The organism is Dactylosporangium vinaceum, from assembly GCF_019904175.1.
GTDB lineage: Bacteria > Actinomycetota > Actinomycetes > Mycobacteriales > Micromonosporaceae > Dactylosporangium > Dactylosporangium vinaceum.
Window position 1 is genome coordinate 2403041 of sequence record NZ_CP061913.1, and the last position, 23866, is coordinate 2426906.

At 71.3% G+C, this 23866-nt stretch carries 25 protein-coding genes; 15 read left to right on the forward strand and 10 right to left on the reverse strand.

All coding sequences use genetic code 11. The annotated features are described in order from the left end of the window. Positions 1-74 precede the first annotated feature (74 nt). Complete coding sequence (locus tag Dvina_RS10455) at positions 75-659, forward strand: TetR/AcrR family transcriptional regulator (protein ID WP_223102259.1); 585 nt, start codon at positions 75-77, stop codon at positions 657-659. A 334-nt stretch (positions 660-993) separates the two neighbouring features. Here Dvina_RS10455 and Dvina_RS10460 read toward each other — a convergent pair whose 3' ends face one another. Together Dvina_RS10460 and Dvina_RS10465 are read right to left on the reverse strand one after the other, a co-directional pair. Beyond that, on the reverse strand, positions 994-1791 hold the full coding sequence (locus Dvina_RS10460) for an MBL fold metallo-hydrolase (protein WP_380029449.1): 798 nt from the start codon (positions 1789-1791) through the stop codon (positions 994-996). A gap of 82 nt (positions 1792-1873) precedes the next feature. Next, positions 1874-2275 (reverse strand): thioesterase family protein, encoded by a 402-nt coding sequence (locus tag Dvina_RS10465; RefSeq protein ID WP_223102261.1) that lies wholly within the window; start codon positions 2273-2275, stop codon positions 1874-1876. 42 nt (positions 2276-2317) lie between these two features. Between Dvina_RS10465 and Dvina_RS10470 the strand changes: the two genes are divergently transcribed. Then, on the forward strand, positions 2318-3061 hold the full coding sequence (locus Dvina_RS10470; protein ID WP_223102262.1) for an SIR2 family NAD-dependent protein deacylase: 744 nt from the start codon (positions 2318-2320) through the stop codon (positions 3059-3061). 28 nt (positions 3062-3089) lie between these two features. On the opposite strand, the gene Dvina_RS10475 is transcribed toward Dvina_RS10470, so the two are convergent. The 3 genes from Dvina_RS10475 to Dvina_RS10485 are packed head-to-tail and all read right to left on the reverse strand — an operon-like array spanning position 3090 to position 5196. Continuing rightward, complete coding sequence (locus Dvina_RS10475) at positions 3090-4493, reverse strand: PH domain-containing protein (protein WP_223102263.1); 1404 nt, start codon at positions 4491-4493, stop codon at positions 3090-3092. Further along, complete coding sequence (locus tag Dvina_RS10480) at positions 4490-4990, reverse strand: PH domain-containing protein (RefSeq protein WP_223102264.1); 501 nt, start codon at positions 4988-4990, stop codon at positions 4490-4492. The genes Dvina_RS10475 and Dvina_RS10480 overlap by 4 nt, the downstream gene beginning before the upstream one ends. Then, positions 4987-5196 (reverse strand): acetone carboxylase, encoded by a 210-nt coding sequence (locus Dvina_RS10485; protein WP_246656135.1) that lies wholly within the window; start codon positions 5194-5196, stop codon positions 4987-4989. Before Dvina_RS10485 ends, Dvina_RS10480 begins: the two co-directional genes overlap by 4 nt. Positions 5197-5511: 315 nt before the next feature. On the opposite strand from Dvina_RS10485, the gene Dvina_RS10490 reads away from it, so the two are divergent. The 7 genes from Dvina_RS10490 (at position 5512) to Dvina_RS10520 (ending at position 12352) form a co-directional block, all read left to right on the forward strand. Continuing rightward, positions 5512-6597 (forward strand): AAA family ATPase, encoded by a 1086-nt coding sequence (locus tag Dvina_RS10490; protein WP_246656136.1) that lies wholly within the window; start codon positions 5512-5514, stop codon positions 6595-6597. Next, a complete protein-coding gene (locus Dvina_RS10495; protein WP_223102266.1) occupies positions 6582-7517 on the forward strand; it encodes a DUF58 domain-containing protein in 936 nt (311 codons plus the stop codon). The genes Dvina_RS10490 and Dvina_RS10495 overlap by 16 nt, the downstream gene beginning before the upstream one ends. Next, the gene (locus Dvina_RS10500; RefSeq protein ID WP_223102267.1) at positions 7514-8464 is read left to right on the forward strand and encodes a VWA domain-containing protein; all 951 of its coding nucleotides are present in this window, start codon (positions 7514-7516) and stop codon (positions 8462-8464) included. Before Dvina_RS10495 ends, Dvina_RS10500 begins: the two co-directional genes overlap by 4 nt. A 451-nt stretch (positions 8465-8915) precedes the next feature. Next, complete coding sequence (gene fabG / locus Dvina_RS10505; RefSeq protein WP_223102268.1) at positions 8916-9620, forward strand: 3-oxoacyl-[acyl-carrier-protein] reductase; 705 nt, start codon at positions 8916-8918, stop codon at positions 9618-9620. A 33-nt stretch (positions 9621-9653) separates the two neighbouring features. Beyond that, positions 9654-10427 (forward strand): enoyl-ACP reductase FabI, encoded by a 774-nt coding sequence (fabI, locus tag Dvina_RS10510; protein WP_223102269.1) that lies wholly within the window; start codon positions 9654-9656, stop codon positions 10425-10427. 117 nt (positions 10428-10544) lie between these two features. Next, on the forward strand, positions 10545-11540 hold the full coding sequence (locus Dvina_RS10515) for a ferrochelatase (RefSeq protein ID WP_223102270.1): 996 nt from the start codon (positions 10545-10547) through the stop codon (positions 11538-11540). A 23-nt stretch (positions 11541-11563) separates the two neighbouring features. Then, positions 11564-12352, forward strand: a complete 789-nt coding sequence (locus Dvina_RS10520; protein WP_223102271.1) for an HAD-IIA family hydrolase — start codon at positions 11564-11566, stop codon at positions 12350-12352. A 1588-nt stretch (positions 12353-13940) separates the two neighbouring features. Here Dvina_RS10520 and Dvina_RS10525 read toward each other — a convergent pair. Continuing rightward, positions 13941-14744, reverse strand: coding sequence for a DUF3097 domain-containing protein (locus Dvina_RS10525; protein WP_223102272.1), 804 nt, complete (start codon positions 14742-14744; stop codon positions 13941-13943). A gap of 75 nt (positions 14745-14819) precedes the next feature. On the opposite strand from Dvina_RS10525, the gene Dvina_RS10530 reads away from it, so the two are divergent. Next, the gene (locus Dvina_RS10530; protein ID WP_223102273.1) at positions 14820-15602 is read left to right on the forward strand and encodes a hypothetical protein; all 783 of its coding nucleotides are present in this window, start codon (positions 14820-14822) and stop codon (positions 15600-15602) included. A 22-nt stretch (positions 15603-15624) separates the two neighbouring features. On the opposite strand, the gene Dvina_RS10535 is transcribed toward Dvina_RS10530, so the two are convergent. The 3 genes from Dvina_RS10535 to Dvina_RS10545 form a co-directional block, all read right to left on the reverse strand. Next, complete coding sequence (locus Dvina_RS10535; RefSeq protein ID WP_223102274.1) at positions 15625-15885, reverse strand: Txe/YoeB family addiction module toxin; 261 nt, start codon at positions 15883-15885, stop codon at positions 15625-15627. Further along, positions 15882-16139, reverse strand: a complete 258-nt coding sequence (locus Dvina_RS10540; RefSeq protein ID WP_246656137.1) for a type II toxin-antitoxin system Phd/YefM family antitoxin — start codon at positions 16137-16139, stop codon at positions 15882-15884. The genes Dvina_RS10535 and Dvina_RS10540 overlap by 4 nt, the downstream gene beginning before the upstream one ends. Before the next feature lie 135 nt (positions 16140-16274). Further along, positions 16275-17591, reverse strand: a complete 1317-nt coding sequence (locus Dvina_RS10545; RefSeq protein ID WP_223105442.1) for a serine hydrolase domain-containing protein — start codon at positions 17589-17591, stop codon at positions 16275-16277. Positions 17592-17685: 94 nt separating this feature from the next. On the opposite strand from Dvina_RS10545, the gene Dvina_RS10550 reads away from it, so the two are divergent. The 4 genes from Dvina_RS10550 (at position 17686) to Dvina_RS10565 (ending at position 21996) form a co-directional block, all read left to right on the forward strand. Next, the gene (locus Dvina_RS10550) at positions 17686-18120 is read left to right on the forward strand and encodes an NfeD family protein (RefSeq protein WP_246656138.1); all 435 of its coding nucleotides are present in this window, start codon (positions 17686-17688) and stop codon (positions 18118-18120) included. Between the two features lie 78 nt (positions 18121-18198). Then, on the forward strand, positions 18199-19248 hold the full coding sequence (locus Dvina_RS10555) for an SPFH domain-containing protein (RefSeq protein ID WP_223105444.1): 1050 nt from the start codon (positions 18199-18201) through the stop codon (positions 19246-19248). 257 nt (positions 19249-19505) lie between these two features. Beyond that, positions 19506-21026: a PucR family transcriptional regulator gene (locus tag Dvina_RS10560; protein ID WP_223102276.1), complete on the forward strand. Its 1521-nt coding sequence runs from the start codon at positions 19506-19508 to the stop codon at positions 21024-21026. A 163-nt stretch (positions 21027-21189) separates the two neighbouring features. Further along, a complete protein-coding gene (locus Dvina_RS10565) occupies positions 21190-21996 on the forward strand; it encodes a TrmH family RNA methyltransferase (RefSeq protein ID WP_223105445.1) in 807 nt (268 codons plus the stop codon). 35 nt (positions 21997-22031) lie between these two features. On the opposite strand, the gene Dvina_RS10570 is transcribed toward Dvina_RS10565, so the two are convergent. Next, the gene (locus Dvina_RS10570) at positions 22032-23060 is read right to left on the reverse strand and encodes an aldo/keto reductase family protein (RefSeq protein WP_223102277.1); all 1029 of its coding nucleotides are present in this window, start codon (positions 23058-23060) and stop codon (positions 22032-22034) included. Positions 23061-23125: 65 nt separating this feature from the next. Between Dvina_RS10570 and Dvina_RS10575 the strand changes: the two genes are divergently transcribed. Further along, positions 23126-23824, forward strand: a complete 699-nt coding sequence (locus Dvina_RS10575) for a hypothetical protein (RefSeq protein WP_223102278.1) — start codon at positions 23126-23128, stop codon at positions 23822-23824. The last annotated feature ends 42 nt before the right edge of the window (positions 23825-23866 follow it).

Sequence of the window (23866 nt, forward strand, 5' to 3'; positions counted from 1 at the left end):
TTCCTTGATGCCATGACTGTACACAAGTCTCAGACGTTTGTACAAGACAGAATTTTTAGACGTATGCTTCAGACATGGGTAACCGGGAGAAGCTCCTCGACGGCGCGCTGCAGTGCCTGCTCGAGAAGGGGTACGCGGCCACGACCGCACGCGACATCGCCAAGGCGGCCGGGGTGAGCCTGGCGGCGATCAACTACCACTTCAGGACCACCGAGGGCCTGCTCAACGAGGCTCTCCAGCAGGCGCTTGAGCAGTGGGGCGACGAGATGGAGCGGGCTCTGACATCGGCGGGCGACGTCGCCGACCCGGCCGAGCGGTTCGAGGCGGTGTGGACGAACGTGATCGCCTCGGTGACCGCGAACCGGCAGCTGTGGACCACGCAGTTCGAGCTGGTCACGCAGCTGGGCCGGCAGCCGGAGCCGGCACCGCAGTGGGCCGAGCCGCAGCGGCAGGCCCAGGCCGGGCTGGCCGCGCTCTTCCACGGGATCGACGCGGGCGCGGAGCCGGAGCTGGCCCGGGTGGTCGGCGGCTTCTACCACGCCCTGCTCACCGGCGTGGTCGTCCAGAACCTCACGACGCCGGGCCAGGCGATGAGCGGCCGCGATCTCGCTGTGGCGCTGCGCGAGATCAGCCGGCGACTGGCGCCAGCCACCGCCTAGGGAGCGCGGACGGCTCGCCTTCGCGCGGCGCGGACGGCGGCTTCCCGTCGCGCCGCGCGGGATCGGCCGGCGGCTGCTGGCGGCGTGGACCCGTGTCGGTCGCCTCGCTTGCCCGCGAGAGCGGCCGACGGCCCGGGGCCATCACGGTGAGCGCGCGGACGGTCGGCTTGTGCCGTGCCGCCCGACACCGGCCGCCAGACACCGGCCGCGCGGTGATGTAACAAATGGCTACAAATCGGGCGAATACCCCGTCAGGCGAAAAATCCGATATGTCGAGGCGCGCCAGCGCCCGACATATCGGCCGCAGCGTGCGCAGCGAGATCAGCGCGGGGGCTCAGGTCAGTGCATTCAACTGCAGATATCCCCGCTGTACCGCGGGCAGGCTGACATCCTGCGGAAACGGTGACTTGGCGGCGACCCGCTCCGGTGGTGCTCCGTCCGCGTCGCCTTCACGGATCAGCCAGGCCAGGGCGGCCAGGTGCTCGTGCTGGGCGGTGACGAAGGGGAGGCCGACCACGGCGCCGTGGCCCGGTACGACGAGGGAGTCCGGGGTGAGCCGGGTCAGGAGCGCGGCTACTGTGTCGGGCCAGTCGAGCGGGTACGCGTCGTCGAACTGCGGCGGGCCGCTCTCCTCGACCAGATCTCCGGCGATGAGCACGTCCGCGTCGGGGACCAGCACGGCCAGGTCGCCGATCGAGTGGCCGCGGCCGAAGTGGCGCAGCTGCACCGGACGGTCGCCCAGGTCGAGGTCGGCCGCGGCGCGGACCAGTTCGGTGGGCGCGGACGGGGTGGTGCAGGCGAGTTCGGAGGCCATGTCCGGGTATTCGACGGCGGCCCGCGCGTGCATCGCCGGGCCGATCAGCCGGGCGGCCTCCTCGTGGGCCCAGATCTTGGCGCCGGCGAAGACCTGGTTGCCGAAGCTGTGGTCGAAGTGATGATGGGTGTTGACGACGGTGAGCGGGAGCGCTGTCACCCGGCGTACTGCGGCCAGAAGCTCCTGGGCCTGCACCGCCGTCGACAGGGTGTCGACGACGAGCGCCGACTCGCCGCCGACGACGAGTGTCGCGTTGACGTCGAGCACCGGGTGGCGCAGGACGTGCACCCCGGAGCCGATCTCGTGCAGGAACGTCATGCCCAACCCCCCGAACAAGTGTATGCCGCGCCCGGCCGACGGCCCTGCGCCCGTCACGCGCCGTTCGCCGTGCTGGTTGGTGCTACTCCATGATGTTCGCCAGGAAGCGGGCGCGGTCCACGATCACCCGCTCGATCCGGCCCTCGGCTACCACCTGTTTGCCGTCGCGGACCACGATCTCGAACGTCAGGCGCCGGCCGTCGACCTTTGCCAGGCGGGCCTCGGCCGTCACGTGGCCGCCGATCGGGGTTGCGGCGCGGTGCTCCAGGTCGGCTCGGGTGCCGACGGTGGTGTAGCCGGGTGGGAGGCGGCGGGCGGTGGCCCCGACGGTGGCCGCCTCGGCCAGGGCCAGGACGCGGGGTGTGGCCAGCACGGGGACGTCGCCCGAGCCCATGGCCTGGGCGGTGTCGGCGTCGGTGACCGTGAGCTCGACACGGGTGACGGCACCGGTCCAGGAGGAGGCATCAACCGAGTGAGGCTGCATACTCGCAAGCTTATCGACCGGACATTGCCTACCCTGAGCGCCATGTACGAGGCGACGGAGTGGATCGCACAGGGGCACGTGGTGGCGCTGACCGGGGCCGGGATCTCCACCGACTCCGGGATTCCGGACTTCCGCGGGCCCAACGGCGTGTGGACGCGCGATCCGGAGGCGATGAAACTGTCGTCGATCGAGCACTACGTCGCCGATCCGGACGTGCGGCGGCGGGCCTGGCAGGAGCGGCTCACCCATCCGGCCTGGTCGGCGCAGCCCAACGCCGCGCACCTGGCGTTGGCCGACCTCGACCGGGCCGGGCTGCTCGACGCGGTGGTCACGCAGAACATCGACGGGCTCCACCAGCGGGGCGGCCTGCCCGGGGACAAGGTCATCGAGCTGCACGGGACCGTGCACGAGACCGAGTGCCTGCAGTGCGGCGCGCGCGGCCCGATGCCGGAGACCCTGGCCCGCGTCCGCGCGGGCGAGGACGACCCGGCCTGCCTCGGGTGCGGCGGCATGCTCAAGTCGGCGACGATCTCGTTCGGGCAGCAGATGAACATGGCGACACTGACGGCCGCGGCCGAGGCGTCCATGTACTGCCGCACGTTCATCGCCATCGGCACGTCGCTCACGGTCCACCCGGCCGCGGGGCTCGTCACGGTGGCGGCGAAGCAGGGCGCGAAGATCGTCATCCTGAACGACGCCGAGACCCCCTACGACGCGATCGCCGACGAGGTCATCCGGGAGCCGATCGGCCAGGTCCTCCCGAAGCTGACCGCCCCCGCCACCTGACCCACCCCGACCGCCCGATGCGGGCGCCTTACGTGCCGCCGTTCCCGTCGTGCGCGCGGGCGCCCGTATCGGGCGTCGCTTCCACGGGGCCGCCCGCGTCCTCCGGGGGAGCGGCGTCCGGTGGGGGAGTGGCGGCGCGGGTGGTGGCCAGGTGGGCGGTGTAGGTGTGGCGGGCGGCGCGGGAGCGGGTGGCCAGGTCGTCGGCCAGACGGTAGGCGTCGGCGGCGTCGCGGAGGCGGGCGGTTGCGCTCAGGCGGCCCGCCGTGTCGACCGTGACCGTGGCCAGCGACAGGGCGCGCTGCCACGGGCCCTGGGTGATGCGGACGCTCTGGACGCGGGCCAGCGGTACGGCTATCAGTTCGCGGGTCAGCACGCCCTCGCGGACCACGACGAACTCGTCGGTCACCGCGACCCCGATGCGTGACCAGGCCAGCGGCGCCAGCCATCGGGCCCGGCGCGGCGGTGCGGCCACGGGGAGCGCGTGGGCGTCGGCTGTGGTGAGGGCGGCCTCTCGCAGTACCGCCGCAATCAGTTCGGCAGTGTCGGAGGCCGACGCCACCGGCACCAGCGTTCCGGCGCGGAGTTGCTCCTCGCCGTCGCCTCCGTAGCCGGCGACGTCCATGCGGGCGCGGGCCCAGCCGGCCGGGCGCCACAGCAGGGGCCACGTGACCTTGATGCCCTGCACGCGGCGCGGGGGGACCGACTGGCTGCGCTTGTTGAGCAGGCCCTGCCGCACGCGCAGGGCGGTGCTGTCGTCGGCGATGCGGAAGTCCCACTCGTCGAGGACGCGGCGGACGGGCACCTGGAAGATGCCGAGGAACGCGGTGATCGTGCTGGCCGCGCCGATCAGGGTCCAGTCGGGGTGGTTGATCGCCGGGCCGAGCACGAAGACGGCGCCGATCGGCACCGACAGCGCCTGCGGGGTGAGCAGTTGGGCGAGCATCAGGCGGCGGTTGTCGACGGCGAAGAGGGGGCGCTCCTGGTCGGGCCGGGTGGGGGCGGCGCCGGTGGCCAGGCCGAGGAGGGAGGCGCGCAGTTCGGTGGCGCCGGCGACGGTGAGGTACGCGAGCGGCGCCTCGGTCTTCCCGCCGCCGATCACCTCCAGGCGCAGCTCGGCCAGGCCGAAGATCCGGGCCAGCGCGGGTCGCACGACGTCGATGGCCTGGACGCGTTCGAGGGGGATGCTGCGCACCCGGCGGGAGAGGAGGCCCTCGTGGATGCGCAGCTCACGTCCGGCTATCTCGTACCCGGTCACCGCCCACGCCACCGCCGAGACGACGATCGCGCCGACCAGGATCACCAGCATCGCCATCAGCCAGTGCACGAGGCCCAGGTCGCTCAGCCCGCGCCAGGAGACGGCGACGGCGGCGAGTGCGACGAGCTTGGCCCCGCGCACGAGCGGCGTCAGGGGGTGCAGCCGCCGTCGGGTCACAGGCCCTCTTCGCGGATCTCGCCGAGTGCGGCCAGCCGGTCGCGCAGCCGGGTCGCCTCGGCCGCCTGGAGGCCGGGGACGGTGGCGTCGCTGGCGGCGGCCGCGGTGTGCAGGGTGACGGTGGCCAGGCCGGCGGCGCGTTCCAGGGGGCCGGCGGTGACGTCGACGAACTGCATCCGCGCGTACGGCACGATCGACAGCCGGCGGATCAGCAGCCCGTGGCGGACCAGGAGGTCGTCGGCCCGCTCGGCGTAGCCCCAGGCGCGGATGGAGCGGCGCAGGAAGAACGCGCGGACGCCGGCGACGACGAGCACCGCGGCCGCGGCCGCGAACATCCACTTCGACCAGAGCACCCCGGCGACGAGTGCGGCGAGGGCGAACAGGAGTGCCCAGGCACCGAGGACGGCCACCTTGACCAGGAAGTATCGCGGGGAGACCGGCCGCCAGGCGACCGTGTCCGGCCACGGGCGCAGCGGGTCCGGTGCGAGGGGACTCACCCTTCGAGCCTATCCCGGGCATCGATCGGCGCGGTCTCGCGGAGGAACCCGCGGGCGCCGAGGAAGTCCGACAGGGAAGCCCGATGTTCCTCGCAGGCCAGCCAGGTCTTGCGCCGGTCGGGCACGTGCAGTTTCGGGTTGTTCCACAGCAGCCGCCAGACAGCCTGGGAGCGGCACCCCTTCGCGGAGCAGATCAGCTCGTCCACACGTCGAGTGTGCGGCACGCCGGGAAAGGTGAGCGCCGGGCGGCCACGGGGGAAGCCGCCCGGCGACAGATGAATCGTACCCACTGCGGCACGGGTGATGTCCAGTCGTCCCGCCGGCCGGGTGACGAATATCCCGCCATCAATAGCCGCGTATGCGATATATCGGACGAAGCGGAAAACTAGGGAACTCTCAGCGGGCTCCCAGCGGCATCGGATCGCGATCGGTCGCCGCGCCGTGCGACGCTAGGTTGACCGACGCTAGGTTTGTAACCGCGTTAGGTTGACTGCAAAGCCGAAATCGTGCGTGGAGGACCGGTGACCCAGCCGAGCAACCCTGTCTCGACCCCCGCTCAGGACGCGACCGTGCTCGAACGGGCCCTCTTCGAGGTCAAGCGGGTGATCGTCGGCCAGGACCGCATGATCGAGCGGATGTTCGTGTCGCTGCTGAGCCGCGGCCACGTGCTCCTCGAAGGCGTGCCCGGCGTGGCGAAGACCCTCGCCGTCGAGACCCTGGCCCGGGTCGTCGGCGGCACGTTCTCCCGTATCCAGTTCACTCCCGACCTGGTGCCGGCCGACATCGTGGGCACGCGCATCTACCGGCAGTCGAACGAGAAGTTCGACGTCGAGCTGGGGCCGGTGTTCGTCAACTTCCTGCTGGCCGACGAGATCAACCGCGCGCCCGCCAAGGTGCAGTCGGCGCTGCTGGAGGTCATGGCCGAGCAGCAGGTGTCGGTCGGCGGCCAGACCTACGAGGTGCCGCGGCCGTTCCTGGTCATGGCCACCCAGAACCCGATCGAGCAGGAGGGCGTCTACCCCCTGCCCGAGGCCCAGCGCGACCGGTTCCTCATGAAGATCCAGGTGGGGTACCCCACCGACGCCGAGGAGCGCGAGATCGTCTACCGGGTCAGCGTGAAGACCCCGGAGCCGGTCGCGGTGCTCACCACCGACGAGCTCATGGCCCTGCAGGACCGGGCCGACGACGTGTTCGTGCACAACGCGCTCGTGGACTACGCGGTGCGGCTGGTGGTCGCGACCCGCAACCCGGCCGAGCACGGGCTCGGCGACATCGCGCACCTGATCCAGTACGGGGCCAGCCCCCGCGCCTCGCTCGGCATCGTCCGGGCCTGCCGGGCGCTCGCCCTCCTGCGCGGCCGCGACTACGCGCTGCCGCAGGACGTGCAGGACATCGCGCCCGACATCCTGCGCCACCGGCTGGTCCTGTCCTACGACGCCCTGGCCGACGACATCCCGGCCGACGACGTCGTGCGCCGGGTGCTCGCCGCGGTGCCGCCGCCCACCGTCGCGCCCCGCCAGCAGGCCACCACCGCGCCCGCGGGCCCGCCCGGGCAGCCGGGGCAGCCGGGCGCGACGACGACCATCACCACATGGCCGGGTCGGTGAAGATCGAGAGCGGCGCCGGCCTGGACGACTCCCGCGCGGAGGTCGTCCTCAACCGCATGCAACTGCTCGTCACCCGCAAGCTCGACGGCCTGCTCCAGGGCGACTACCTGGGGCTGCTGCCGGGGCCGGGGACGGAGGCGGGAGAGTCGCGGGAGTATCGCCCGGGCGACGACGTGCGCCGCATGGACTGGCCCGTCACCGCCCGCACGACGCTCCCGCACGTGCGCCAGACCGTCTCCGACCGCGAGCTGGAGACCTGGCTGGCCGTCGACCTGAGCGCCAGCCTCGACTTCGGCACGGCGCTCTACCTCAAGCGCGACCTCGCGGTGGCCGCCGCCGCCGCCATCGCCCACCTGACGGTCCGCGGTGGCAACCGCATAGGAGCCGTCGTGGGTACCGCGGACGCGACGAACCGCCTCCCGGCGCGCCCCGGTCGCAAGGATGCGCAGGGCCTGCTGCGCACGATCGCGCACACCCGGGGCCGGCCCGGCCGCGCCGATCTCGGTGCGCTCATCGACATGCTCAACCGGCCGCCGCGCCGGCGCGGGCTGGCCGTGGTGATCTCGGACTTCATGACCCCGCCCGAGCAGTGGGCCCGCCCGCTGCGCAAGCTCGGCGTGCGCCACGACCTGCTCGCCGTGGAGGTCGTGGACCCGCGGGAGCTGGAGCTGCCCAACGTGGGGGTCATCGCGCTCGTCGACCCGGAGACGGGGCGCATGCACGAGGTACAGACGGCGGATCCGAAACTGCGGCACCGGTATGCCCATGCGGCCGCCGCCCAGCGCGCCGAGATAGCCGCCGCCCTGCGCGGCGCGAACGCGGCCCACCTGCGGCTGCGCACCGACTCCGACTGGCTTCTGGACATCGTCCGGTTCGTCGCGGCCCAGCGACACGCTCGAACTCGAGGTACGACCCGATGATCCGTCTGCTCTCGCCGTGGTGGCTGCTCGCCCTGATCCCCGTGGCCGGGGTGATCGGCATATATGTGTGGCGGCAGCTGCACCGCCGCGCCTTCGCCGTGCGCTTCACCAACGTGGACCTGCTCAGCAGCCTGGTGCCCAAGGGCATCGGCGCGCGCCGGCACGTCAGCGCGGCCGCGTTCCTGCTCAGCCTGGTGATCCTGGCGTTCGGCCTGACCCGCCCGTCGGTCGACACGAAGGAGCCCCTGGAGCGGGCCACGATCATGCTGGCCATCGACGTGTCCCTGTCGATGCAGGCGACCGACGTGGCCCCGACCCGGATCGACGCGGCCAAGTCGGCGGCCGAGGACTTCGTGCGCCAGCTGCCGGCGAGCTTCAACGTCGGGCTCGTCTCGTTCGCGAAGACCGCGAGCGTGCTCGTCTCGCCGACCAAGGAGCGCAACGCGGTCATGCAGGCCATCCAGGGCCTGACCCTGCAGGAGTCGACGGCCACCGGCGAGGCGGTCTTCACCAGCCTCGACGCGATCCGCACGGTGCCCGCCGACGGGGCCAACGGCCCGCCGCCGGCCCGGATCGTGCTGCTCTCCGACGGCTTCCGCACCGCGGGCCGCTCCCTGGAGGACGCGTCAGCGGCGGCCTCGGCGGCCAACGTCCCGGTGTCGACGATCGCCTTCGGCACCGACGAGGGGGTCGTGCGCATCGGCAACACCCCGCAGCGGGTGCCGGTCGACCGCCCGTCCCTGCAGAAGGTGGCGGAGGTCACGAAGGGGTACTTCTACGAGGCCGCCAGCAAGGATGAGCTGAAGCGGGTCTACTCGGACATGGGCAGCTCCATCGGCTACCGGACGAAGCCGCAGGAGATCACCCAGTGGTACCTCGGCTTCGGGTTCCTGATGGCGCTGTGCGCCGGCGCGCTGAGCCTGCTGTGGGGCTCGCGACTACCGTAGCGGTGACGTGCGGTCCGGTCGGCGTGCTAGTGCGCGCCGACCAGGAAGAACAGGGCGGCGACCCAGACGGCGGCCAGGAAGAAGCCCAAAGGCGCGACAAATCGGCTCACGACATGCTCCAACGGGTGTTGTCTCAGCAGGATTCAGCGCCGGCTTCAGCCGGACGATGAAGAGGACAGACACACGGGTAGCCGTGGCGGGTGCGGTGCTGGTTACCGGCCACGACTGGAAGGATCGCTACTTCGCACAGCGATCACCTCCGCAGAGCAGCTGCCGTGCCGGACGGTCAGCGAAACGGGCCCAGCGCGCAGCGCGGCCAGACGTCGTGGACGATTCCGATCGTACTCCCAGTCACCAATCCCGGCATCAGCCGCCCGCCGCGTTGGGTCCTACCATCTGGTAACGCCTACTCTCCTGTCGACGACTCACGCATGTAACGAAAGGCGGCACCGTGGCGAGGACCGTGCTGGTCACCGGCGGCAACCGGGGCATCGGACTGGCGATCGCGCAGGCGTTCGCCAAGCAGGGGGACCGCGTCGCCGTCACGCACCGCGGCTCCGGCGCTCCGGAGGGGCTGTTCGGCGTGCAGTGTGACATCACCGACAGCGCCGCCGTCGACGCCGCCTTCACCGAGGTCGAGAACGCGCTCGGCCCCGTCGAGGTGCTCGTCGCCAACGCCGGTGTCACACAGGACACGCTGCTGCTGCGGATGAGCGAGGAGCAGTTCACCGGCGTCATCGACACGAACCTGACGGGCTCGTTCCGCTGCGCCAAGCGCGCCGCGAGCAAGATGCTGCGGGCCCGCTGGGGCCGGATCATCTTCATCTCGTCGGTCGTCGGCCTCTACGGCAGCCCGGGCCAGGTCAACTACGCGGCCAGCAAGGCCGGCCTGGTCGGCATGGCCCGCTCGATCACCCGGGAGCTCGGCAGCCGCAACATCACCGCCAACGTGGTCGCGCCGGGCTTCATCGAGACCGACATGACCGCTGTGCTGCCCGAGGCGACGCAGGCGGAGTACAAGAAGAACATCCCGCTGGGCCGCATGGCCAAGCCCGAGGAGGTCGCGGACGTCGTGACGTTCCTCGCCGGCGACGCCGCCGCCTACATCACCGGGGCCGTCATCCCGGTCGACGGCGGCATGGGCATGGGCCACTGAGTTTTCCGAGTCTTCAAGGGAGATAGCGCAACCATGGGTGGACTTCTCGAGGGCAAACGGGTGCTGATCACCGGGATCATCACCGACCAGTCGATCGCCTTCTCCGCCGCGAAACTCGCCCAGGAGCAGGGCGCCAAGGTGGTGCTCACGGGCTTCGGCCGGCTGTCGCTCGTCGAGCGGATCGCCCGGCGGCTGCCGGAGCCGGCGCCGCTGATCGAGCTCGACGTGACGAACCAGGAGCACCTCGACGGCCTGGCCGACAAGGTGCGCGAGCACGTGGACGGGCTCGACGGAGTGCTGCACTCCATCGGCTACGCCCCGCCGAGCTGCCTGGGCGGCGACTTCCTGGCCGCGCCGTGGGAGGACGTGGCCACCGCGCTGCACGTCTCGACGTTCTCGTTCAAGTCGCTCGCCGTGGCCTGTCTGCCGCTCATGGGCCAGGGCGGCTCGATCGTGGGCCTGGACTTCGACGCGACCCGGGCCTACCCCGTCTACGACTGGATGGGCGTGGCCAAGGCCGGCCTGGAGTCCACGTCGCGCTACCTGGCCCGCGAGCTCGGCCCGCGCGGCATCCGGGTGAACCTGGTCGCGGCCGGCCCGCTGCGCACCATGGCGGCCAAGTCGATTCCGGGCTTCGCCGTGTTCGAGGACACCTGGTCGAAGGCGGCCCCCCTCGGCTGGGACCTCTACGACCAGGCCGCCGCGGGCAAGGCGTGCTGCGCGCTGATGTCCGACTGGTTCCCGGCCACCACGGGTGAGATCGTCCACGTCGACGGCGGATACCACGCGATCGGCGGCACCGCCTGACCATCCACCGCGACCGGCAGTAGGCCGGATCACCCGCGGCGACCCCGGCGATCGGGCGAGCGTCGATGCGGGGCGCCTACTGCCGGTCGCCGGCCGGGCTTGGAGCAGAATAGGGGCGTGGTTTACGACGCGTTCCTCTTGCTTTCGTTCGGCGGCCCGGAAGGGCAGGACGACGTCCTGCCCTTCCTGGAGAACGTGACGCGCGGCCGGGGCATCCCGCGCGAGCGCCTGGAGGCCGTAGCCGGGCACTACCGGCACTTCGGCGGCGTCTCGCCGATCAACGCCCAGTGCCGCGAGCTCATCGAGGCGCTCCGCCCCGGGTTCGAGCTGCCGATCTACTGGGGCAACCGCAACTGGCACCCCATGCTCGCCGACACGGTCCGGCAGATGCGCGACGACGGCGTGCAGCGTGCGATCGCCTTTGTGACAAGCCCCTTCGGCTCGTACTCGTCCTGCCGCCAGTATCGCGACGACATCGACCGTGCCCGGGCCGAGGTGCCCGGCGCCCCGGTCATCGACAAGATCCGCCACTACCACGACCATCCCGGGTACATCGCCCCGCACGCCGACGCGGTGCGCGCGGCCGTCGCGGGTCGCACCTCGCCGCGCCTGGTCTTCACCGCCCACTCCATCCCGACGTCCATGAACGCGGCGAGCGGGCCGGGCGGCGTCGGCCGCTACCAGGCGCAGCTGCTGGAGACGGCCCGGCTGGTCGCGGCGCAGGCCGCACCCGAGCTGTCGTGGGACCTGGTCTGGCAGAGTCGCTCCGGGCCGCCGCAGGTGCCGTGGCTGGAGCCGGACATCAACGACCACCTCGAGCAGCTCGCCAAGGACGGCGTGACCGAGGTCGTCGTGAGCCCGATCGGGTTCATCTCCGACCACCTCGAGGTCCTGTGGGACCTCGACGAGGAGGCGAAGGCGACCGCCGACCGGCTCGGCCTCGACTACGTCCGGGCCGCCACCCCGGGCGCCGACCCGCGGTTCGTGGACCTGATCCGGGAACTGGTCGCGGAACGAGTGCTTGCTCACGGTAACGTGCGTCACGCCCTCGGAACGATCCCGACCTGGGATTTCTGTCCGGCCGACTGCTGCGTGTCACCAAAACGGCCATAGGCTCGAAACGTTTCTGAGGGAGTATGGTGCGCGTGAGAGAACGCAAGCCCATCGAGTCCTGGCTCACCGACATGGACGGGGTCCTCGTGCACGAGGGCGAGCCCGTGCCGGGCGCACCGGAGTTCGTCAACCGGCTGCGCTCGTCCGGCAAGCCGTTCCTGATCCTGACCAACAACTCGATCTACACCGCGCGTGACCTGCAGGCCCGGCTGCGCCGCATCGGCTTCGACGTGCCGGAGTCCGCGATCTGGACCTCGGCCCTGGCCACCGCCCAGTTCCTGGACACCCAGCGCCCCGGCGGCACGGCCTACGTCATCGGCGAGGCCGGCCTGACAACGGCGATGCACGAGGTCGGCTACATCCTGACCGACACCGAGCCCGACTACGTCGTCCTGGGCGAGACCCGGACGTACTCCTTCGAGGCCATCACCCAGGCGATCCGTCTCATCAACAACGGCGCCCGCTTCATCTGCACCAACCCCGACGCGACAGGCCCCTCCAACGAGGGCGCCCTGCCCGCCTGCGGCGCGGTCGCCGCCCTGATCTCGAAGGCCACGGGCATCGAGCCCTACTTCATCGGCAAGCCCAACCCGATGATGATGCGCTCGGCCCTGAACTCCATCGACGCCCACAGCGAGACGACGGCGATGATAGGGGACCGCATGGACACCGACGTCCTGTGCGGCCTGGAGGCGGGCCTGGAGACCATCCTGGTCCTGAGCGGCATCTCCACCACCGCGGACGTGGAGCGCTACCCGTACCGCCCGTCCCGCATCATCCCGTCGGTCGCCCACCTGATCGACGAGGTCTGAGCGTCCTTCCCTCCGATCCCGCCGACCCCCCGCTGGTCCAGCCGCCCACCCGGGCCGGCAACCAGCGGGCCGCGGGTCCATCGGCACGTCCTGCGACGTCGGGGTCGTCGCTTTCCGGTACCGCGGCCGGAGGGGCACCGCATTGTGTCCTCGGCCGATGGGAACCACCGAGTAGCGTGGTCCGGACCGCAATCTGGTCGCCGTACATCGGCCGGGGCCCGCAGTCTGCCGCCGGGCCCGTAGTGGTCATCATTCGGTGGTAACGATTCGCGAGCGCCTGCGGCGAAAAAGAAACGCCTGCAACTCGTAAAGGGTGAAATCCCGGACCGAGCGCCGAGCGTTTCAGCAGCTGGAATGACGACCAGGAAATATTTGTTCCGCCGCAGGCGTCCCCGGCCCGCAAGCACTGAATGACGACCACGACGGACCGGGCACATCACCGCGGACCCCGGCCGACAAACGGTGACCAGACAATGGTCCGGACCACGCCATCCGGTCCTTCTCCCGCGACGACATCACCGGCCCGAGCGCCGAGCGTTTCAGCGGCCGGAATGACGACCAGGAAATGTATTGTTCCGCCGCAGGCGCCCCCGACCCGCAAGCACCGAATGACGACCACGACGGACCGGGCACATCACCGCGGACCCCGGCCGACAAACGGTGACCAGACAACGGTCCGGACCACGCCATCCGGTCCTTCCCCCGCGACGACATCACACGCCGCGGTGCCGGTCCAGCCGGTCGCTCTCCACCCCGCACCTCGACGGCAAGGCCAGACCCACCGGCGTCGGAAGCGGCCCCAACAGCGGCGAGATCGGCCCCAACAGCGGCGGAAGCGGACTCAACAGCGGCGGGGGCGGACGCAACAGCGGCCGGCGCAGGGCGCGTTGCAGGCACGATGGGCGCTGGCGCGAGGGGCACGAGATCGGCGTCAAGCGCCCGATCGGCAGCGGACGCGAGATCAGCGCTGGGCGTGAGATCGGCGCTGGGCGTGAGATCGGCGCTGGGCGTGAGGTCGGCAGCAGGCGCCAGTTCAACAGCGGGCGCGAGATCGGCAGCGGGCGGGGGATCGGCAGCAAGCGTCAGACTGGCAGCTGGCGCAGCAGCGGGCGTGAGGTCCGCAGTGGGCGCGGGCGCGGCGGCAGGCGCGAGATCGGCAGCGGGTGCGAGACCGGTAACAGGCGCGTCAACCGAACACCCGCGCAGGCGTCGAAGCTTGGCCGAATGCCGCTGCGCAAGCCCCCAATCCCGATGCCGCGCATGCTCCCGCCGAAAAGCCTCATTCACCGGAGAATAATTCCGCCGCCGAGTCCGGTCGCGCATGGAAGCCGTTTCCGCCCGCCCGAACAAACTCATCTGCCCAGCCACACGACAATCGTCCCAGGCCCCATGTTAACCCAGCGTTAGCAAGATCCCTGACGCCAGGTTTTATGGCGCCAGCCATATGCTTGTCTCAAACCGCGGACCCGGAAGGGAGGCGCCCCCGGCGCCGACCGGGGTCTGGCGGGAGCAGCGGTCCGCAATTGTCGCGGACCCGAGTAAAAATGCTCTTCAGCTTTGAAACTCGGACCCTATGGGCCGATGGCGGTCAGACGTCTTCGTCGGGTTCGGTCACGAAGTCGATCAGGCGCTCCATTGAGTTGATCAGGGGCGTTTCGACGTCCCGGAAGTTTGAGACCGAGCGGAGGATTCGCCGCCACATCTCGGCCGGTTCGGCCACGCCCAGAGCGGCGCAGACGCCCTCTTTCCAGGGGCGGCCCGGTGGGACGACCGGCCAGGCGCGGATGCCCACGGCCTCGGGCTTCACGGCCTGCCAGACGTCGACGTACGGGTGGCCGGTCACCAGCACGTACGGGGACTGCACCGAGGCCACGATCCGGCTCTCCTTCGAGCCGGGCACCAGGTGGTCGACGAGCACGCCCAGGCGGGCCACGGGGCCCGGGCCGAAGTCGCGGATGGCGGCCGCCAGCTCGTCGATGCCGTCGAGCGGTTCGACCACCACGCCCTCGATGCGCAGGTCGTCGCCCCAGATGCGCTCGACCAGGGCGGCGTCGTGGATGCCCTCGACCCAGATGCGGCTGCGGCGGGCCACGCGGGCGGACTGGCCGGCCAGGGCTATCGAGCCCGACGCCGTCGTCTTGCGCTGCTGCACCCGGGTGGGAGCCGGGCGGACGAGCGTGACCGTCCGGCCTTCCAGGAGGAATGCGGCCGGGTCCAGCGGGAAGTTGCGCCGGTTGCCGTGGCGGTCCTCCAGGACCACGGCGCCGTACTCGAACGCGACGACGGCACCGCAGAAGCCCGAGTCCGCGTCCTCCACGACCAGGTCGAGTTCGGCCTCGACCACGGGGACGGCGCGCCGGCGCCGCCAGTCGTTGTTCGCCAGGACGTCCATGGGCGGCAAGCGTATCGGCTGACGGCCTCTTCGCCTGCGAGACATACCGGCACGTCAGCACGTACCCTTGCTCCCATGTCCCCCGCAGCACGCGCGGCGACCCTCCAGGCGCGCCGCTCGGCGCGTTTCGTGGCATGGGTCCGGGCGTGGCGCGCCGGCCTGGTGCCGTGCGACGACGCCGCCGCCGAGATCTCCGGCGACGAGGAGCACATGGTCTCCGACGTCCCCGGCACGTGGTCCGATGTGTCGCTTCCGGCCGCCCTGGCGCCGCTGTCGAAGCTGCACCCCGACGAGGTCCGCCTGGTGCTCCCGGCGCCCGGCGACCCCCGTGGGCTGCCCGGCCCCGGGCCGTTCACCAGCGCCGCGCTCCTCGCCGGCGAGGGTGTGATCGCGGGTGAGCTGGGGTTCGTGCCGGAGGTACGGCTGCACACCTCGGGCTCCGGCGACGAGTTCGAGACCGTCCGCTGGCAGGTGTTCGCGCTCCCGCTCGACCGGCCGCGCACCTACGAGCCGAGCGCGGCCGAGGCGGAGGCGGAGCTGTCGGCGGAGCTCGTCACGGCCACGCGTACGCTCGCGAAGCTCGACATCGCCCAGTGGCGTCCGGAGCTCGCCGGGGCCATCGAGGCCATCCGCAGGCCCGACGGCGCCACTGACCTGCCGCCCGGCTACGACCCGCGGGCCCGCCGCCTGTATGCCCGGGCCAGCGTCCTGGACCGGGTCCTCGCCCTGGCCGAGCACGCCGCCCCGGGCGGCGCGATAAACGGCTACGAGGTGCAGCAGCGCGACGCCGCCCTGCGCCCGCTCACCACCGCCTGCCGCCGCGCCCTGGTGGCCGCCTGCAACGCCCCGCTGCTGTGAAGCGCGCCCGGCCGGCGGTGGCTCACTCGTAGTGGAAGCGGCAGGCCAGGATGATGATCTCGCCGGCCTCCACGGTGTACACGAGGCGGTGGGTCTCGTCGATGCGGCGGGACCGCAGGCCGGACAGGTGGCTGCGCAGCAGCTCCGGCTTGCCGATGCCGGGGCCGTCGGGGTCGCGCTGGAGGTCGGCGATCAGGGCGTTGATCCGCCTGAGCGTCCGGCGGTCCTGCCCCTGCCAGTACAGGTAGTCGTGCCAGCCCTCGTCGGTGAACCGGATTTTCACTCGTCGAGGTCCAGCTCTCGCACGGTCGCCTTCCCCGCGCGCCACGTGTCGATGCTCTCCGCGAGGTGCCTGGCGTTGGCCGGCGTCCGCAGGAGGTAGTCGGTCTCGACGATGGCGTCCCAGTCGTCCTTGCTGACGAGGACCGCGTTGCCGTGCCGCGACACGATCTCGATGGGCGTGTGGTCCTGGTTGACCCGTTCGATGAGCGGAAACAGGCTCCGGCGGGCCTCGCTGGCACTTATCGCTCCGGTCACGTCAACCTCCCAGGCACTTGTACCGGATATGGTACAAGTGCCCGTCCGGCGTCGCCGGGTTCGCCCGGCGGGCTGAGCGTCAAATATGAGGGCCATATGGCCACAGTACCGTAGGGCTATATGCCGGTCAATGTCTCACTCCGTCGCCGGCCACGGGTCGCGGGTGAAGACGGACGAGGCGATGTCCAGGGCGACCACCTCACCCGACGGGGCGCGGCGCACCTGCAGCACCTCGCCGTCGTTCTCGCCCGACCGCCCGCGCCACCGGTCCGGGGCCAGCCCGTCGGGCTCGAAGCGCCATGGCGCCCCGCCGGTCGTCAGCGGTGTCACGGTCAGGGCGCCGTCGTGCCAGGCGGCCTCGTACTCGCGGCCCATCCACCACCAGCGCCCTGTCAGCGGCGCGACGGCGGGCGGCGGGGGAGTGCCGGGGCGCCACGGGGCCGGGCGGGCCGGCTCGTGCTCCAGGACGGTCTCGAGCAGGTCGAGGGCGAAGCCGCTCAGGCCGCCGGGATACTGCATCGTGTACGCGTTCGCGAACCCCACCACCGCGGAGCGGGACGGGCGGTGCACGGCAAGGGCGGACACGTACCCGGGCATCGAGCCGCCGTGCCCGACGAAGACCCGGTCGCCGCGCCGCCAGAGCTGCAGGCCGAGGCCGTGGCCCTCCCGCCAGCCGTCCAGGTCGCTCAGGACGGCCGGTGCGCACATCTCGGCGACGGTGGCCGGGGCGAGCACCACGGGGTCGGGGTCGGCCAGGAAGGCGGCCCAGCGGGCCAGGTCCTCGACCGTCGACCAGAGCTGGCCGGCCGGGGCCATGGCGCCCGCGTCCGGGCGGGGCTCCTCGCGCAGGTGGTCGAGCCACGGGTGCACGACGTACCCGCGGGCGAAGGGCTCCTGGGCGGCGTAGGTGGTCCGCGTGAGCTCGAGCGGGCCCAGGATGCGCTTCTGCAGCAGCTCGCACCAGTCCTCCCCGGCCAGGCGGGCCACCACGGCTCCCAGGAGGCCGTAGGCGAGGTTGGAGTAGTGAAAACCGTGCAGCGGGGGGTACGCGACCTTGTCGGCGGTGAGCGTGGACAGGAACGTCTCGACGTCGGTACCGCCGTTGCGCTCCCACCAGTCGCCGTCCGGCTCGCGCTGCACGCCGCCCGCGTGGCTCAGGAGCTGGCGCAGGGTGACGGCGCCGACGGGGGTGCCGGGCAGGTGGCGGTACAGCAGGTCGTCGAGGGCCAGGCGGCCTTCGTCGCGCAGTGCGAGTACGAGCGCGGCGGTCATGGTTTTGGTGATGGAGCCGAGGCGGAACTGCCGGCCGGCGGCGTAGGGGCCGGCCGCGGAGACGTGGGCCAAGGCGCCGTCGCGGACCACGCCGGCGACAAGTGTGGGGACCCGGGCACCGGCGTGCGCCGTGGCGAGAAGTTCGTCGAGCCGGGCGGTGGTTGCTGTCAGGAGGGGCAAAGCGGTCACGATCGACCAACTGTCTCGGCAAGGTTCCCGCAACGGGCGGTCACCGGGCACGGCGGAACGTGCATCGGCGTGACACGATCGAGGGGTGGATGTCTGGCTGATCGTCTGGTTGATCGTCGGCGCCGCCCTCGTCGCGGCGGAGGTCTTCACGACCACGTTCGTGCTGCTGATGTTCGCGATCGGCGCGTTCGCCGCCGCGGGGGCCGCCGCCCTCGGGGCCAACGAGCCGGTCCAGGCCATCGTCTTCGCCGTGGTGAGCGCGCTGTCGTTCGCAGCAGTGCGCCCCACGCTGCGCCGATACATGCACCGCGACGAACGCGACACCCAGATGGGTGTCGAGGCCATCGAGGGTTCGATGGCGCTCGTGATGGAGTCCGTGGACAACGACAACGGCATGATCAAAATTGACGGTGAACTCTGGCGGGCCCGTCCGTACGACGCCACCCAGACCTTCGAGCAGGGCGAGCGCGTGCGGGTGATCGAGATCAAGGGCGCTACCGCAATGGTGTGGAAGGACTGAGGCCCAGTGGACCCAAGCGTGTTTCTGGCGGTGCTCGTCATCGCCGTCGCCCTCATCGGCATCATCACCATCGTCAAGATGGTGAAGGTCGTCCCCCAGCAGGTCGAGTACGTGGTGGAGCGGCTCGGCAAGTACAGCCGGACACTCACCCCCGGCCTCAACATCCTGGTGCCGTTCATCGACTCCGTGCGCAACAAGGTCGACAAGCGCGAGGCGGTCGTCAACTTCCCGCCCCAGCCGGTCATCACCTCGGACAACCTGGTCGTCTCGATCGACACGGTGTTGTACTTCAAGGTCGTCGACTCGGTCCGCGCGACCTACGAGATCTTCTCCTACCTCCAGGCGATCGAGCAGCTGACGGTCACCACCCTGCGTAACGTGATCGGCTCCCTCGACCTGGAGAAGGCCCTCACGAGCCGCGACGAGATCAACCGTCACCTCTCCGGCGTCCTCGACGAGACCACCGGCCGCTGGGGCATCAAGGTCACCCGCGTCGAGATCAAGGCGATCGAGCCCCCGCCGAGCATCCGCGACTCCATGGAGAAGCAGATGCGCGCCGAACGCGACCGCCGCGCCGCGATCCTGCACGCCGAGGGCCTCAAGCAGTCACAGATCCTTACTGCGGAAGGCGAAAAGCAGGCGGCCGTACTGCGAGCCGAAGGCGATCGCCAGTCGCGCATCCTGACCGCCGAGGGCCAGGCGAAGGCCATCCGCACGGTCGTCGACTCCATCCACCTGGCCAACCCCGACAGCAAGGTCATGGCCTACCAGTACCTGCAGTCCCTCCCGCAGATCGCGGCCGGCCAGTCCAACAAGCTCTGGATCCTCCCGGTCGAGCTGACCAAGGCCCTGGAAGGCATCGGCGGCGCCCTGGGCGGCCTCTCCTCGATGAGCAACGAGGACCGCAGCCGCCACGTCGACCAGAGCTCGCTGGAGGAGTACGAATCACAGGAGGTCCTGGAGGCCCGCCGAGCCGCCGAGGAAGCCGCCGCCGCCGCGAACGCGGAGGCCGCCGCGGCCGCCGCCCAGGTCTCCGGCGACCAGCCCACCCAGCAACTGCCGGCGTCCCCGGGGACCCCGGCCTCCCGCTACGACGCTCCCCCGACCCAGGACCGCGACAACGCCTGACCCGGCGCCAGGACGAGGATCGACCAGGCCGACGGCTCCAGCACCAATGGGCCGTCGGCCTTCGCGTGCCGCCGGGCGCCCAGGCGGCTGCCGAGAGAACCGCCGGCGAGGTCGGTGTCCAAGCCCGGCTGCGGTGATCCGCGGCATCGCGATGGGTGCGGGGTGCAGGTCTATCAACCGACCCCGAGTGAGTTCGCCGGACGGGCCGGAGCCGGGGCACTGAACAGGCGACGACTCCGGTTGTAGCATCCGCGCTGATGTTTCCTTCGGTCCGGGAAGTGCTTGCCCTCGAGCCGGTGCGCAACGGCGCGCCGCGGGTGGTGGCGGGTGAGCGCGGGCTGGATCAGGTGGTTCGGTGGGTGCACAGCTCTGAGGTGCCGGACATCGCCACCCTGCTGCGGGGTGGGGAGCTGGTGCTGACCACCGGGATCGGGCTGCCGGCGGACGAGGCCGGGCTGCGGCGCTACATCGCCGATCTCGCCGAGGTCGGGGCCTGCGGGCTGGCGGTGGAGCTCGGGCGGCGCTACGCGCGGCGGCTGCCGGCGGTCATGGTGAAGGCGGCGGACTCGTTCGGGTTGCCGCTCGTCGAGCTGCACCGGGGTACGCCGTTCGTGGCGATCACCGAGGCCGTGCACTCGATGATCATTGATGGGCAGCTGGCCGAGCTGCGGGCCGCCGAGGAGATCCATCAGCGGTTCACCGACCTCTCCGTCGAGGGGGCCGGGCCGGCCGAGGTCGTGGCCCAGGCGGCCGCCCTCGCCGGAGCGCCGGTGGTGCTCGAGAACCTCTCGCGCCAGGTGCTCGCCTACGACGCCGCCGGGGAGAAGGCCGAGCTGCTGCTGGCCAGCTGGGAGGCGCACTCGCGCGGGATCCGGCCGGGCGGGCGGACCGGGTACGACGCCGGGTCCGGGTGGCTCGTCACAGCGGTCGGGGCGCGCGGGCAGGACTGGGGGCGGCTGCTCATGCGGGTGCCGGCGGCCGAGGCGCGATACACGATCCTGATCGAGCGGGCCGCGTCGACGCTGGCGCTCGGGCGGTTGATCGACCCCGACCCCGAAGGGCCGCAGCGGACGCTGTTGCAGGCGCTCATCAACCACTCGATGCCCGTCGAGGAGGTGATGGTGCGGGCCCGGGCTCTGGGAGTACCCCTGGAGCGACGCTCTTTGGCGGGGATCGTCATCAGACCGGCGCTCGCGTCGGCGGCGGAACGGGTCTTGTCCGACATGTCGGTCAAGGGGCTGGCGGGCACGCTCGACCCCAACTCGGCCGCGGTGCTGATCACGCAGGCGACGGACGAGGTGCTGCGGGCGTTCGCGGAGCGGCTGCAGAAGATCGACCGGTCGGCCATCGTCGCGGCCGGGGCGATCGTCGCCACGCCGCGGGAGGCCCGGGGCTCGCTCGTCGAGGCCGCGCAGGTCGCCGAGGCGGTCCGGCACCCGGTCAGCGGCGTCGTCCGGCTCTCCGACGTGGGGCTGGCCGGGCTGCTGCACATGCTGCGCGACGAACCCCGGCTCCAGACGTTCGTCGAGCGCGAGCTCGGGCCGCTGCTCGCCTATGACGCCCGCAACCCGCGTGAGCAGCTGCTCGACGTGCTGCGGGTGTACCTCGAGTGTGGTCGCAACAAGTCGGCCGCGGCCGAGCACAGCCACGTGTCGAGGCCCGCGTTCTACGAGCGGCTGGCGAAGATCGGCAAGATTCTGGGCGCCGACCTCGACTCCGTCCAGGCGTGCCTGTCACTGCACGTCGCGCTGCTCGCCCTCGACGCCCTGCGCAGCTGAGCGCGGGTCGAGGCAATGCGTCTCACCGGCCCGGCGACGCCCGACGCCTGGGCCGCCCGGCCGTATCGCGCAGCCGAACCGCGGCACTGGCCCGGTGCGCGGTCACCCGGTGCGAACACACGGCACCGGCGCGGGCAGAATCGGGCGGGTGCCGGCAGCAGAGATGATCACCGACCCCGAGGACGAGCGCCTGGCCGACTACCGCGCGCTGACGGACGTCGCCCTCCGCACCCGGTTCGAGCCGCCCAACGGGCTCTTCATCGCCGAGGGCGAGCTGGTGATCCGCCGCGCGCTGCGGGCCGGTTACACGCCGCGATCGTTCCTGGTCGACGCCAAGCGCGCGGCCGACCTGTCTGATTTATCGGATTTATCGGTACTGTACGCCGCGGATCAAGGGGTCCTGGAGCGCACGACGGGCTTTCACGTGCATCGCGGCGTCCTCGCCTCCTTCTACCGCAAACCCGAGCGGAGCGCCGCCGAGGTCCTCGCGACCGCGAAGCGCGTGGCGATCCTCGAAGACCTGAACAACCATACGAACGTCGGCGCAGTATTCAGGAGCGCGGCGGCACTGGGCATGGACGCCGTCCTCCTCTCGCCCACGTGCGCGGACCCCCTATACCGGCGCAGCGTGCGGGTCAGCATGGGCGAGGTGTTCGCCATCCCGTACGCGCACCTGCACCCATGGCCGGCGGCGCTCGCGGAGGTACGGCAGGCAGGCTTCACCGTGCTGGCACTCACCCCGGCCGCGGACGCGGTCCCCATCCAGCACCTCAGCGCGGCCCAGCGCGCCAAGCCGGCCCTCCTGCTCGGCGCCGAAGGCCCGGGTCTCACGGCCGGCGCCCTCGACGCCAGCGACGGCCGCGTCGTCATCCCGATGCACCGGGGCGTCGACTCCCTGAACGTGGCGAACGCGGCAACCATCGCCTTCTGGGAACTCGGCCGCACCGACCACACACCGGGTGCCGAATAGCACTCCGCTCCGCGAGCCGGGAGGCATCCTCGCGGCTACGCCTCCTCGCGACTCCAACCCGCCTTGACGGCCATCATCTGGGCGGTCTTGGCGGGGTCTCGGTCCACCAGGTCGCCGAGTATCGCATCGATCTTGACGACGAGGTCGTCGGAGAGGCGAACGCCGGCCGCTGCCGCGTTCTCGGTGACCTGTTCCGGACGGGTCGCGCCGATGATCGCCGAGTTGACGCCCTCCTGCCGCAGTGTCCAGGCGATCGCGAGCTGGGCCATTGACAACCCGGCCTCGTCGGCGAGTGGACGCAGCTGCTGGATGCGTTCGAGGAGCGTTTCGCCGAGAACCCGGCGGATGAACCGCGGCGCGCGGCCGGCACTCGAGGCGCGCGATCCCTGCGGCGGCGGCCGGCCGGGGAGGTACTTGCCGGTCAGCACGCCCTGCGCGAGCGGCTGGAACACCATCTGCCCGATGCCCGCGCTGCGGCACAGCGGCAGCACCTCGGGCTCGATGACCCGCCAGAGCATGTTGTACTGCGGCTGGTTGGCGACGATACGGCTGCGCAGGCCCAGTCCTTCGCCGAGGTCCAGGGCGGCCTGGATCTGCGGCGCTGTCCATTCGGAGACGCCCAGGTAGAGCACCTTGCCCTGCCGGACGAGATCGTCGAATGCGATGAGCGTCTCGTCGAGGGCAGTGCGCTCGTCGAAGCGGTGGGCCTGGTAGAGGTCGACGTAGTCGGTACCGAGCCGGCGCAGCGAGGCGTGACACGACTCCATGATGTGCTTGCGGGACAGGCCCTGATCGTTCGGTCCGTCGCCGGTCGGCAGGCATACCTTCGTCGCGATCTCCACGGATGACCGGCGTACCGGACGCAGCGCTTCACCGAGCACTTCCTCCGCGGCGCCGAACGCGTAGACGTCGGCCGTGTCGAACGTCGAGATCCCGGCGTCGAGCGCGGCGCGAATACAGGCCAGCGCCGAGTCCCGGCCCACGAGTTCGCCGTGCGTCAGCCAGTTCCCGTAGGTGATCTCGCTGACGTTGAGACCACTGCGTCCCAGGCGTCGGTGATCCATGGACAGTGATCGTAGCCCCTCGTCCGCTGCCAACGGGGTGGCATCGAGCAGTCACGATTGGTGGTATGCCGATCCTGGTGGTGCTCGCCACGGTGCTCGCGGTCCTGACGCCGGAGCTGTCGCTGGTGCTGCTCGGGGCCGCCTGGACGTACTTCCTCATCGCACCGGTCCTGGAAGCCAGGCGGCGCAGGGTGCGCGATCCGTCCGCGGCGGCGGAGCGCTGGCTCGCCGGGAATCCCGATCCGGCCGAGGTGGCGTTCGTCGCCGGCGGCCCTTCCCGGACGCCTGGCGCACGAATCCCGGTCCTTGCCACCACTCTGGCCACCGCCGGGCTGCTGTACCCGGTCCGGGCCCGGCCACTGGTGCCGCCGGTCTGGCGCCAATGCGCGTACCTGAGCGCGTCCGGGATCGCGGCGTCGGCGGTGGTGCTCGGTCTGCGGCACGGCTGGTGGGGCGGGTACGGCGCATTCGGCGTGCTGCTCGGGGTGGGCCTGGTGTTCGGCACGATCCCGATGTTCGTGGCGCCGGACCCCCCGGGCGGCGTGTTCGGCGTGCGGAGCCCGATGGGCGAGCGGATGCTGGAGCTTGCCGCGCAACGCCCGGAGTACGCGGAGGCACTCGGCGACGGGCCGGTGGACTGGTCGGTCAAGCTCGATGACCTGCCGGCCCGTGAGCAGCGGGAGGACTGGATGGACACCGTCGTCGAGCTGCTCGACACGGCGGCGGACGACATCTGGGACGGCGACGGACACCACTCCATCTGAACCGGGACTCAGCGTCGATGCCCTCGACCTTCACCTGATCGG

Coding starts and splice junctions, on each gene's coding strand:
- Dvina_RS10555 (WP_223105444.1), top strand. CDS start 18,199: ATGGTGAAGGTCGTCCCCCAGCAGGTCGAGTACGTGGTGGAGCGGCTC.
- Dvina_RS10500 (WP_223102267.1), top strand. CDS start 7,514: ATGATCCGTCTGCTCTCGCCGTGGTGGCTGCTCGCCCTGATCCCCGTG.
- Dvina_RS10525 (WP_223102272.1), bottom strand. CDS start 14,744: ATGGACGTCCTGGCGAACAACGACTGGCGGCGCCGGCGCGCCGTCCCC.
- Dvina_RS10520 (WP_223102271.1), top strand. CDS start 11,564: ATGGTGCGCGTGAGAGAACGCAAGCCCATCGAGTCCTGGCTCACCGAC.
- Dvina_RS10530 (WP_223102273.1), top strand. CDS start 14,820: ATGTCCCCCGCAGCACGCGCGGCGACCCTCCAGGCGCGCCGCTCGGCG.
- Dvina_RS10455 (WP_223102259.1), top strand. CDS start 75: ATGGGTAACCGGGAGAAGCTCCTCGACGGCGCGCTGCAGTGCCTGCTC.
- fabI (WP_223102269.1), top strand. CDS start 9,654: ATGGGTGGACTTCTCGAGGGCAAACGGGTGCTGATCACCGGGATCATC.
- Dvina_RS10570 (WP_223102277.1), bottom strand. CDS start 23,060: ATGGATCACCGACGCCTGGGACGCAGTGGTCTCAACGTCAGCGAGATC.
- Dvina_RS10495 (WP_223102266.1), top strand. CDS start 6,582: ATGGCCGGGTCGGTGAAGATCGAGAGCGGCGCCGGCCTGGACGACTCC.
- Dvina_RS10560 (WP_223102276.1), top strand. CDS start 19,506: ATGTTTCCTTCGGTCCGGGAAGTGCTTGCCCTCGAGCCGGTGCGCAAC.
- Dvina_RS10575 (WP_223102278.1), top strand. CDS start 23,126: ATGCCGATCCTGGTGGTGCTCGCCACGGTGCTCGCGGTCCTGACGCCG.
- Dvina_RS10470 (WP_223102262.1), top strand. CDS start 2,318: ATGTACGAGGCGACGGAGTGGATCGCACAGGGGCACGTGGTGGCGCTG.
- Dvina_RS10465 (WP_223102261.1), bottom strand. CDS start 2,275: ATGCAGCCTCACTCGGTTGATGCCTCCTCCTGGACCGGTGCCGTCACC.
- Dvina_RS10460 (WP_380029449.1), bottom strand. CDS start 1,791: ATGACGTTCCTGCACGAGATCGGCTCCGGGGTGCACGTCCTGCGCCAC.
- Dvina_RS10565 (WP_223105445.1), top strand. CDS start 21,190: ATGATCACCGACCCCGAGGACGAGCGCCTGGCCGACTACCGCGCGCTG.